The 10,899-nt window shown below is 72.3% G+C and carries 8 protein-coding genes; all 8 read right to left on the bottom strand.

The window, feature by feature from the left end:
• Positions 1-204: 204 nt before the first annotated feature.
• Positions 205-1,449: an arginine deiminase gene (locus tag C6N75_RS14075; protein WP_105869234.1), complete on the bottom strand. Its 1,245-nt coding sequence runs from the start codon at positions 1,447-1,449 to the stop codon at positions 205-207.
• A 246-nt stretch (positions 1,450-1,695) separates the two neighbouring features.
• Complete coding sequence (locus C6N75_RS14070; RefSeq protein ID WP_105869233.1) at positions 1,696-4,245, bottom strand: polynucleotide kinase-phosphatase; 2,550 nt, start codon at positions 4,243-4,245, stop codon at positions 1,696-1,698.
• Complete coding sequence (locus C6N75_RS14065) at positions 4,242-5,777, bottom strand: 3' terminal RNA ribose 2'-O-methyltransferase Hen1 (protein ID WP_105869232.1); 1,536 nt, start codon at positions 5,775-5,777, stop codon at positions 4,242-4,244. The genes C6N75_RS14070 and C6N75_RS14065 overlap by 4 nt, the downstream gene beginning before the upstream one ends.
• A 58-nt stretch (positions 5,778-5,835) precedes the next feature.
• A complete protein-coding gene (locus C6N75_RS14060) occupies positions 5,836-6,759 on the bottom strand; it encodes an LLM class F420-dependent oxidoreductase (protein ID WP_105869231.1) in 924 nt (307 codons plus the stop codon).
• A 75-nt stretch (positions 6,760-6,834) separates the two neighbouring features.
• The gene (locus C6N75_RS14055) at positions 6,835-8,043 is read right to left on the bottom strand and encodes a M23 family metallopeptidase (protein ID WP_105869230.1); all 1,209 of its coding nucleotides are present in this window, start codon (positions 8,041-8,043) and stop codon (positions 6,835-6,837) included.
• A gap of 131 nt (positions 8,044-8,174) precedes the next feature.
• Positions 8,175-9,686 carry an alpha/beta hydrolase gene (locus C6N75_RS14050; RefSeq protein ID WP_105869229.1) on the bottom strand — a complete coding sequence of 504 codons (1,512 nt, stop codon included), beginning with the start codon at positions 9,684-9,686 and terminating at the stop codon, positions 8,175-8,177.
• A 157-nt stretch (positions 9,687-9,843) separates the two neighbouring features.
• Positions 9,844-10,404 carry a DUF6099 family protein gene (locus C6N75_RS14045; protein WP_219852877.1) on the bottom strand — a complete coding sequence of 187 codons (561 nt, stop codon included), beginning with the start codon at positions 10,402-10,404 and terminating at the stop codon, positions 9,844-9,846.
• Between the two features lie 124 nt (positions 10,405-10,528).
• Positions 10,529-10,899: nucleotide pyrophosphohydrolase (locus C6N75_RS14040; RefSeq protein ID WP_105869228.1), on the bottom strand; the 371-nt coding region annotated here is incomplete at its 5' end.

Raw genomic sequence — 10,899 nt, 5'->3', positions numbered from 1 at the left:
CTGGGTGCGGGGTCGAGATCCTGGGTCGGGATCCTGGGCGGGGGCGGGCGGACCCGCACCCTGTAATTCTATACAACCGATGGCATGGCTATGCGAACCCAGGGTCCCGATTGCGACACCGCTCCCGATACCGCTCGCGACGCCGATCCCGGCACCGATCCCGGCATCGACACCGACACCGATCCTGACACCGGCCGGCGGCCGCTACCCGATCCCGGGGTCCGGGTCGCGCTCCACCGGGCAGCTCATACAGCGCGGGCCGCCCCGCCCCCGCCCCAGTTCACTACCCGGGATCTCGATCACCTCGATCCCCTCCCGGCGCAGATGGGTGTTGGTGGTGACGTTGCGCTCGTAGGCGACGACCACCCCGGGCTCGACCGCCAGCACGTTGCAGCCGTCGTCCCACTGCTCCCGCTCGGCCGCGTGCACGTCCTGGGTGGCGGTGAGCACCCGGATCGCCGGCAGTCCCAGCGCCGCCGCGATGGCGCTGTGCATGTGCTGCGGCGGGTGGTCGGTGACCTTGAGCGAGCGGCCGCCCTCGCCGGGCTCGATGGTGTACGAGCGGAGCATGCCGAGTCCGGCGTACTGGGTGAACGTGTCGTGGTCGACCATCGTCATCACCGTGTCCAGGTGCATGAACGCCCGGCTCTTCGGCAGGTCGAGCGCCACGATGGTGCGCGCCGAACCGGCGGCGAACAGCCCGCGCGCCAGCATCTCCACCGCCTGCGGGGTGGTCCGCTCGCTCATTCCGATCAGCACCGCGCCGTTGCCGATGACCAGCACGTCGCCGCCCTCGATGGTGGACGGGAAGTCGTCCTGCCCCTCCGACCAGTGGTGGAACGAGCCGGCCTCGGGCCCGGTGAACAGCGGGTGGTGCTTGTAGATCGCCTCGAAGTGCACGGTCTCGCGCTGCCGGGCCGGCCAGCGCATGGCGTTGATCGACACCCCGTCGTAGATCCAGGCGGAGGTGTCCCGGGTGAACAGGTGGTTGGGCAGCGGGCGCAGCAGGAAGTCGTCCAGGTCCATCACGTGGAAGCGGACCGACACCGGCTCGGCGTACCCGGCCAGGAACTCCCGCTTGGTCATCCCGCCGACCAGGGCCTCGGCGAGCGCGGGCGTCTCCATGCCTTCGAAGACCGCTCTGATCGGGTCGGCGGCCAGCGGCCCGTACTCCTTGACGTCGAAGACCCGGTCCAGGACCAGTTTGCGGGCCGCCGGCACCTCCAGCGTCTCCGCCAGCAGGTCGCCGAAGAGGTGGACCTGCACCCCCCGGTCGCGCAGCACGTCGGCGAACCCGTCGTGCTCCTGGCGGGCCCGGCGCACCCAGAGCACGTCGTCGAAGAGGAGCGCGTCCTTGTTGCGCGGCGTCAGCCGCTTCAGCTCCAGATCGGGACGGTGGAGGATGACGCGGCGCAGCCGCCCGGTCTCTGAGTCGACATGGAATCCCATGCCTTCATCCTGACCGCGCCGCCCCCTCGTTACCCGGCGAAAGCCGGACCGTTCCGCACCCGTGGCCGGCTTGTGCCGGTACGCCGGACAGCGCCGTACGCCGGACAGCACCACCGTACGCCGGACAGCGCCGTACGCCGGGCGGAGCCGTACGCCGGACAGCGCAGCGCCGTACGCCGGGCGGCGCGCACCGCCCGGGGGCCGGGGAGTGGGTGCGCACCGGGCCCGGGCCCCCGGCCGGCCCCGCTACAGCCGCGGGTCCACCGGCTCCGACTCCAGCGCCAGGACGCCGAAGACCGCCTCGTGCACCCGCCAGAGCGGTTCGCCGTCCGCCAGCCGCTCCAGCGCCTCCAGCCCGAGCGCGTACTCGCGCAGCGCCAGCGAGCGCTTGTGCCCCAGGTGCCGTGAGCGCAGCTTCTCCAGGTGGTCGGGGCGGGTGTACTCCGGGCCGTAGACGATCCGCAGGTACTCCCGGCCGCGCACCTTGACGCCCGGCTGCACCAGCCTGCCGCGCCCGTCCCGGGCGAGCGGGGCGAGCGGCTTGACGACCATGCCCTCGCCACCCGCCCCGGTCAGCTCCAGCCACCAGTCGGTCGCCGCGCGCACCGCCCGCTCGTCGCCGGTGTCCACCACCACCCGCCGGGTGCTCCGCAGCAGCCCGGTGGTGTCGTGCTCCACCAACCGGTCCAGCCAGGCGAGTTGCTCGTCGTGCGGGACTCCCGCCAGCGAGCGGCCCTGCGCGGCGAGGATCTGGAACGGTGCGAACCGCACCCCGTCCAGCCCGTCCGTCTCCCAGCAGTAGCGCCGATAGGCGTCGGTGAACGCGCCCGCGTCGGCGGCCCGCTCCCGCTGCCGGCCCAGCAGCGCGCCGACGTCCGCGCCCCGCCCGGCGGCCCGCTCCAGCGCGTCCACGGCGGCCGGGAAGACCGCGCCGGAGGCCGCGCCGACCGCGGCGTACTGGGCGCGCAGCAGGCCGGACGCCTTCAGCGACCACGGCATCAGCTCACCGTCGAACAGCAGCCAGTCGGTGTGCAGCTCGTCCCAGAGTCCGGCCGCGCCGACGGCCGTGCGCAGCCGGCGCAGCACCTCCTCGGTGAGCGCCGGATCGCCCAGGAACGGCCGGCCGGTGCGGGTGACCAGTGAGCCGGTGGGCCCGTCCACGCCGAACCGCTGCCGGGCCGCGTCGGCGTCCCGGCAGACCAGGGCGACCGCGCGGGAGCCCATGTGCTTCTCCTCGCACACCACCCTCGCCACACCGTCCGCCCGGTACTGGGCGAACGCCTCGGCCGGGTGCTCCAGGAAGCCGTCCGTCTTCGAGGTGGGCACGGGGGCCATGGTGGGCGGCAGGTAGGGCAGCAGCCGCGGGTCGACGGCGAACCGGCTCATCACCTCCAGCGCGGCGGCCGCGTTCTCCTCCCGGACGGCGACGTTGCCGCCGTGCCGGGTCTCCACGGTGCGCCGCCCCGTCACGTCGGCGAGGTCCAGCGGGCGGCCCTGGTGCCCGCCGGGGGCCTCGGACGCCAGCGGCCGCACCGGCTCGTACCAGACCTGCTCGGCCGGTACGTCGACGATCTCCCGTTCCGGCCAGCGCAGTGCGGTCAGCCGCCCGCCGAAGACCACGCCGGTGTCCAGGCAGATGGTGTTGTTGATCCAGCTCGTGCGCGGCACCGGGGTGTGCCCGTAGACGACGGCCGCCGCGCCCCGGTAGTCCTCCGCCCACGGATAGCGCACCGGCAGGCCGAACTCGTCGGTCTCGCCGGTGGTGTCCCCGTACAGCGCGTGGCTGCGCACCCGTCCGGAGGTGCGGCCGTGGTACTTCTCCGGCAGTCCGGCGTGGCAGACCACGAGCCTGCCGCCGTCGAGGACGTAGTGGCTGACCAGGGAGTCGACGAAGGCCGCCACCTCGGCGCGGAACTCCTCGCTCTCCTCGCCGAGCTGGGCGACGGTCTCGGCCAGCCCGTGGGTCTCCTGGACCTTCTTCCCGCGCAGCCACCGGCCGAGCTTGTTCTCGTGGTTGCCGGGCACGCAGAGCGCGGTGCCGCCGGCGACCATGCCCATCACGCGGCGCAGCACGCCGGGGCTGTCCGGGCCCCGGTCGACCAGGTCGCCGACGAAGACGGCGGTACGCCCTTCGGGGTGCGCCCCGTCCTCGTACCCCAGCCGGGCGAGCAGGGTCTCCAGCTCGGCGGAGCAGCCGTGCACGTCGCCGATCACGTCGAACGGGCCGGTGAGGTGGCGCAGGTCGTTGTAGCGCCGTTCCAGGACGACTTCGGCGCTCTCCGCCTCGGCGGGGTCGCGCAGCACGTGGACCTTGCGGAAGCCCTCGCGCTCCAGGCCGCGCAGCGAGCGGTGCAGTTCGCGCCGGTGCCGCTGGATGACGTGCCGGGGCAGGTGGGCGCGGTCGGGCCGGGCGGCGTTGCGCTCGGCGCAGAGCGCCTCGGGCATGTCCAGGACGATGGCGACGGGCAGCACGTCGTGTTCCCGCGCGATCCGGACGAGCTGCCGCCGGCTCTCCTGCTGGACGCTGGTGGCGTCGACCACGGTGAGCCGGCCGGCGGCGAGCCTCTTGCCGACGATGGTGTGCAGCAGGTCGAACGCCTCGGCGCTGGCGCTCTGGTCGTTCTCGTCGTCGGCGACCAGTCCGCGGCAGGCGTCGGAGGAGACGATCTGGGTGGGCTTGAAGTGCCGCCGGGCGAACGTGGACTTGCCGGAGCCGGTCGCGCCGATGAGCACCACCAGGGACAGGTCGGTGACGGGCAGCCTGCGGCCCGCCGGGGTGGTGCCGGGGTCGGTCATGCCGCCGCTCCTGCCGTGTCCGTGGTGGTGTCGTCCGCGGTGGTGTCGTCCGAGGCGGCCGCGTGGGCGGCGGCCGGTTCGGGGGCGGCGTCCCGGGTGAACACCGCGAGCTGGGTGGGCGGCCCGACCTCCGGGTCGTCCGGGCCGACCGGGCGGAAGGCGACCGCGTAGCCGTGCCGGTCCGCCACCGTCTGTGCCCAGGCGCGGAACTCCGCCCGGTCCCACTCGAAACGGTGGTCGCCGTGGCGGACGTGCCCGGCGGGCAGCGACTCCCAGCGCACGTTGTACTCCACGTTCGGCGTGGTCACGACGACCGTGCCGGGGCGGGCGGAGCCGAAGACGGCGTACTCCAGCGCCGGCAGCCGCTCGGCGTCCACATGCTCGATCACCTCGCTGAGCACCGCCGCGTCATGGCCGCCGAGCCGCTTGTCGGTGTATGTCAGGGAGCCCTGGGTGAGGGTGACGCGGGCCGCCTGCCGCTCGCCCATCCGGTCCAGCCTCAGCCGCCGGGCGGCCACGGTCAGCGCCCGCACGGACACGTCCAGGCCGGTGACCCGGGTGAACGCCGGGTCCTTGAGCAGCTCCTGCACCAACTGGCCCTGTCCGCAGCCCAGATCCAGCACCGTACGGGCTCCGCACTCGCGCAGCACCGCGAGGATCGCCTCGCGCCGCCGCACCGCCAGCGGGACCGGCCGCTCCTCGGTGTCGGCGCTCTCGTCCACGGCGTTGTCGACGTCCTCGACCGCCAGGTCGTCGCTCTCCGCGAGCCGGACCAGCTCCAGCCTCTGCGTCGCCTGCCGGGTCAGGCCCCAGCGGCGGGACAGATAGCGGCTGGTGATCAACTGCCGTTCCGGGTGGGCGGCCAGCCAGCCGTCGCCGGCCCGCAGCAGCTTGTCGACCTCGTCGGGCGCGACCCAGTAGTGCTTGGCGTCGTCCAGCACCGGGAGCAGCACGTACAGGTGGTTCAGCGCGTCGGCGAGCCGCAGCTCGCCCGCCAAGGCCAGGGAGACGTACCGCGAGTCGCCCCAGCCGGGGAAGTGCTCGTCCAGCACGATGGGCCGGACGTCCATCCCGCTCCAGCCGAGCGGACCGAACAGCGCGCGCACCAGGTCCGCGCCGCCGCGCGCGGGCAGCACCGGGATCTCGATCCGCAGCGGCAGGGGGTCGGCGGCCCGCTCGGGCCGGGCCTGGCACACCCCGCGCAGCGCGCTCTTGAAGACGGAGCTCAGCGCGACGGCGAGCAGCGAGGAGGCCGCGTACGGGCGGTCGTTGACGTACTGCGCGAGCGCCGCGTCGGGTGCGCCGCCCCGGCCCCGGCCGCCGCTCTGGGAGCGGCGGACCAGGGCCACCGGGTCGACCTCCAGCAGCAGCGCCGCCGTGCAGCGCTCCTCGGACGCCTCCGGGTAGAAGACGTGCGCGGTGCCGTGCGCGGTGGAGAACGCCTGCGCCCGCTCGGGATGCTTGTGCAGCAGGAAGCCGAGGTCGGTGGCGGGGCGCTCACGGGAGCCGGTCGTGCTGATCGTCAGGAACACACGTCCGAGTATCGCGCCGGGAGCACACCGCCACCAGGCATTTTGTGTCCGGTCGGGATCAGCCCAACTGGGACATGACCTGCGAGGAGATTACCTCCAGGTGGTCCAGGTCATGCAGGTCCAGCACCTGGAGGTAGACCCGGGAGGAGCCCAGCTCCGCGTACCGGCCGAGCTTCTCCACGACCTCGGCGGGCGAACCGGCCAGGCCGTTGGCCTTCAGCTCCTCCGGTTCGCGGCCGATGGCGGCGGCCCGGCGGGCCACCTCGGCGTCGTCCCGGCCGACGCAGACCACCAGCGCGTTGGAGTACACCAGGTCGTCCTGGCCCCGGCCCGCCTCCGCGGCGGCGGCGCGGACCCGGTCGAACTGCTTGCGGGTGTCCTCCAGCGAGCCGAACGGCATGTTGAACTCGTCGGCGTACCGGGCGGCCAGCTTGGGCGTGCGGGTCGCGCCGTGCCCGCCGATCAGCACCGGCACCTTGGACTGCGCGGGCTTGGGCAGCGCGGGCGAGTCGGTGAGCTGGTAGTAGGTGCCGTCGTAGGAGAAGGTCTTGCCGGTCTCGGTGGCCCACAGCCCGGTGACGACGGCGAGCTGCTCCTCCAGGCGGCCGAACTTCTCCTTGGGGAAGGGGATGCCGTACGCCTTGTGCTCCTCCTCGAACCACCCCGCGCCGAGACCCAGTTCGACCCGGCCGCCGGACATCTGGTCGACCTGGGCCACCTGGATGGCCAGCACGCCCGGCAGCCGGAAGGTGCCGGCGGTCATCAGGGTGCCGAGCCGGATGCGGCGGGTCTCCCGAGCCAGTCCGGCCAGGGTGATCCAGGCGTCGGTCGGCCCCGGCAGCCCGTCCGCGGAGCCCATGCTCAGATAGTGGTCCGACCGGAAGAAGGCGTCGAAGCCCAGGTCCTCGGTGGCCTTGGCCACCGTGAGCAGCGTGTCGTAACTGGCCCCCTGCTGGGGCTCGGTGAAGATGCGAAGATCCATGCCCTCCATCCTGCACCGCCGCCCGCACCGCAACCCCCACACCACCGGTTCGGAGGTACCGCCCCTCCAGGCCCCTCAGCCACGCCGGGGCTGTCCGAAGCGCAGCACATCGCGTCCCAGCGGGTACTGGTCTCGTCGCTCGCCACTGCCTGCCGAGTCGATGGAGACGGGCATGCCGTTCTCGAGGTCCGACAGCAGTTCCTCGGTGACGGGCGGGGTGGTCCCTTCGAGAGTGAACCTCTCCAATTCGAAGGGCAGACCGTCGGAGTCCAGCATGTCCGGCGCGTTCATGACCTGGAAGTGAAGGTGGGGCCCGGTGGAGTTCCCGCTGTTGCCGAGCCGCCCGAGCACCTGCCCCTTGCGGACCCGGTCCCCTGCCTCGGCTTGTACGCTCCCGGGAACCAGGTGCGCGTACCCCGCGTACCGCCCGTCACCGATGTCCACGATGACGTAGTTCCCGTCGGCATCCTCGAAGGAAGGGGCGGGAGGCTTGCCGGGCGTCTGGTCGGGCACGTCGTTGCGGGACGCCACCACCACACCGTCCGCCACCGCCAGGACGGGAGCGTTGTAGAACACCCAGTTCTTGTTGACGCTCGGGTCCCCCTTGACGAGGCGTCGCCCGGGGTCCGAGCCGTTGAAGTCGATCGCGAACCGCTCACCCAGCTTGAGTGAGTTGTCGACAGGCTGTGCGGCGCGCCGGTGCGGGCCGTCGCAGCAACTGCCGACCGCGATCCAGCCGGGGCCGCGGAGCGGAGGGCTCAGCTTGACCGGCTGGCGGGTGTCCACGGCGGCCACGGCTCCGTCCTCCGAGAAGGGAGTCGGCAGCGGCAGCTCCTCGGGGACGTCGAGGTTCACCGCGTGCGTGATCTTCGAGGGAGGCGCCCCTCCGGGGAGGGTCACATCCATCCACACCACACTCGTGGAGGACGCGGGGATGGTCGTCCCCGCCTTGTCGGGCTGCGTCATGGGAGTCATCGCGTTCGTGAGACTGCTGCCGCTCAGCCTGGCGATGTCCTTCCTGGTCTTCTCGTCCTTCGACGTCACCGTCTTCACGGTGACCGGCCCGGCGAGGGCGTTGGTCAGTCTCAGTTCGTACACCAGGTGGACCTTGCCGTCGGTCCCCTCGAACCAGCGCGGCGGAGTGGGGACCGCCATCAGGAGCGGAGTCACGGTGAGCTTGGAGGGGGCGTCCGCCGCCGGCGCGGTCGGCGCCGCACCCCAAAGCAAGACGACGGCGGCGGTGGCGAGGCTCACGCCCAGGACGGACGGGGACGGCTGCCGCATGGTGTTCTCCTCACCGCTTCGGGGCTCCGGGCCGGGAAGCAAGGGGGGTCTCGATGTCCTGCACCCCGGCGCGGGAAGCCCTCCGGGCGGGAACGAGCGGGGACCTGGGGGCAGGGACGCACCCGTGCGTCCTACTTGATGAAGGTGCCGGGGGCCGGCAACACGCCGGACAGGAGGTACCGGTCGATGGCGTCGCGGGTGGGTCCGGCGTGCGTGTACGAGGTGTGTCCGGCTCCGTCGCGCGTCAACAGGACGGAGTTCGGCATTTGCGTAGCCATCAGTTGAGCCCACGCGTAGGCAGTCGAGGGGTCGTAGAGCGCGTTGACGATGAGTGCGCGGGTCTGGTTCGGCGCGGCGGGTTTCGGGGGGTTGGTGAAGGCGGTAGGCCAATCGGTGCACTGTGCGATGTACTGGTAGCTCTGGCCGGCGCCCTGCACGTGCGGTGAGACGACCTTGCCCAGGGCGATCTGCGCCTTCAGGGCCGGGTATCCCTTGAAGTCGGCGCGATTGTCGAGGCATCCGACGGCCAGACCGGAGAACGCCGCGTCCGTCTGCTGTTCGATGATACGAGGGGAGAACGCCGAAGCGTCGCCCTGTTCCGCGGACTTCAGCGCGTCCCCGAGCTCCCGCCAGCCCGGATAGCCCATCTGGGGGAGGCCGCTGGGAAAGAGGAGGTACCCCTGGGCCGCGAACCGGATGTCCTCGCCCGTCACCGATGTGCGGCAGGCGGCGCTCTTGGCGCAGACGGCGGCGGGGATCGGCTCTGCGTCAGCCTTGCGCACCAGCTCGGAGAACGCGGCGAGGACGTCGCGCCCCTTGAGCGCGCAGTCCGTGCTCCTCGCGCACCACTGGGCGAAGCGCCCCAGTGTGGCCTCGTACGCCACGGACTCGTTCTCGTTGAAGGAAGACGCCTCCAGCGAGTGGACGAGGGCCCCGTCGAGCACCATGCGCCGCACGTTCTCCGGGTACAGCTGGGAGTACTGCTGGCCGATCTCCGTTCCGTAGGACAGACCCAGGTAGTTGAGCTTCCCCTCGCCGACGGCGTTGCGGAGGGCTTCGAGGTCTCGCGCGACGCTGACGGTGTCCATGAAGCGGACAGCGGGGCCGGTCAGTTCGAGGCAACTCCTGCCAAGCCTCTCGTACTTGTCCGCCATCTGCTCGTACTGCTCGGCGGACGTCGGGAAGAGGGACACGCGGGGCGAATTCCAGATCTCGTTGTCGCACCTGACCGCGGGTCGACTGGACGCCACGCCGCGAGGGTCGAATCCGACGAGGTCGTACCGGCTGCGGACGTCCTTTCCGAACATCCCGCCCTTGGCGGCCTCGGTGGCGACCCACTGCGTCCCGGACCCGCCGGGGCCCCCGGGGTTGAAGACCAGGGTCCCGATCCTTTCGGCCCGAGCCGTGGCGGGCAGCCTGTTGACTCCGAAGCTGATCTTCTTCCCGGAGGGATCCCGCCAGTCCATCGGGACCTCGACCTGTGCGCATTGCAGAGTTCGGGCGGAGGGCGCAGGGCACGGCTTCCAGTCGATGGCCGGCGCAGCCGCTGACGCGCGAGGAACCGCGAAGGCCACCGTCGCAGCCATGAGCAGGACCGCGGCTGCGAGCACCGCCGTGACAGGGATACGGGATCCGGTACGCATACGTCGCTCCCCACGTCGCCACACTCAGGGATCTGCGCAGATCAACAGCGTACTCCGGGTCCCTCTGACGCGCCTCCCGGCTTGCGCGGCGCAGACCGGCCCGGTAGACGGCGGCGCGGGCGTCGGCAGCGATTGGCGCCCGGGGGCCGCCGTGCCGTCAACCCGGTCCCGTCGGCGAGTCGGCGGGGTCGGAGAGGCCGGGCAGCCCGGTGAGGTCCGCCAGGTCGGTGAGGTCGAGCGAATCCCGGGAGCCACCGGACGGTCTGGCGCGCTCGCGGACGGCGAGGCGGTGGAGCATGGCGCGCACCCGGTCGCCGGCCTCGTCGGCGGCGTCGATGGCCTCGACGCAGGCCCAGTACATGGCCTCCTCGTCGGTGGCGCAGGCCACTGAGACCAGGGCGATGCCGACCTCGCCGAGGAGGGCGGCCAACTGCCGCAGCGCCGTGGCCAGGTCGGCGATGCCGGACAGCTTGGCCGAGCGCGGGCCGCCGGCGGCGCGCAGGGCCGGGTGGTCGGGGACCCGGTCGCCGCCGGCGGGGGCGGTCTCGGCGAGGGCGCTCGCCTCGCCCCGGAGCTCGCGCGGCCCGGTGGCGGCGAGGTGGTCGCCTATCGCCTGGGCCAGGCACTGGGCCTGCCAGGCCTCGGCCAGGACGTCCTCGGCCGCCCGGCTGTTCATGAGTGAGTGCCGACCGGACTGGATGAGCCGCTCCGCGTCCATGTACGCGCCCCCGTTCGTACGACTACCTGCCCACCTGTTCACTACCCACAGTGAAGGGAAACTGACCCCAACGCCAGGGGAATTCGGAAATCTGTGGACAGGAGGCTCAGTGGGGATACCTAGCTCACTCCGTAGAGTGACGACCGGCGCGGCCCGGGGGGCGGTCGACCGGAAAGCGGACCTCGTTTCGGTCGATCTTCGCCGAGAGCGCGGTCAGCGGGTCCACGCCGAGCCGGGCGCAGAACTGGAGCAGGTACGCCAGCACGTCGGCGACCTCGTCCTCGACGCGGTGGGCCGCCCGGGGGTCGTCCATCACCCGCTCGGCCTCCTCGGGGGTGGACCACTGGAAGATCTCGAGCAGTTCCGCGGCCTCCACGCTCAGCGCCGCGGCGAGGTTCTTGGGCGTGTGGTACGGCTCCCACTGCCGGCTCGCGGCGAACGCGACGAGGCGCCGCTGGAGGGACGCGAGGTCGGGGGCGGGGACAGGGTCAGGGT

Origin of the sequence: Streptomyces solincola, from assembly GCF_002982015.1 — a bacterium.
GTDB lineage: Bacteria > Actinomycetota > Actinomycetes > Streptomycetales > Streptomycetaceae > Streptomyces > Streptomyces solincola.
This window is presented reverse-complemented; position numbering and strand designations above follow the sequence as displayed.

Bases quoted from the DNA above. Each gene is read 5' to 3' on its own strand.
- C6N75_RS14050 (WP_105869229.1), bottom strand. From the start codon at position 9,686: ATGCGTACCGGATCCCGTATCCCTGTCACGGCGGTGCTCGCAGCCGCG.
- C6N75_RS14060 (WP_105869231.1), bottom strand. From the start codon at position 6,759: ATGGATCTTCGCATCTTCACCGAGCCCCAGCAGGGGGCCAGTTACGAC.
- C6N75_RS14055 (WP_105869230.1), bottom strand. From the start codon at position 8,043: ATGCGGCAGCCGTCCCCGTCCGTCCTGGGCGTGAGCCTCGCCACCGCC.
- C6N75_RS14070 (WP_105869233.1), bottom strand. From the start codon at position 4,245: ATGACCGACCCCGGCACCACCCCGGCGGGCCGCAGGCTGCCCGTCACC.
- C6N75_RS14045 (WP_219852877.1), bottom strand. From the start codon at position 10,404: ATGGACGCGGAGCGGCTCATCCAGTCCGGTCGGCACTCACTCATGAAC.
- C6N75_RS14075 (WP_105869234.1), bottom strand. From the start codon at position 1,449: ATGGGATTCCATGTCGACTCAGAGACCGGGCGGCTGCGCCGCGTCATC.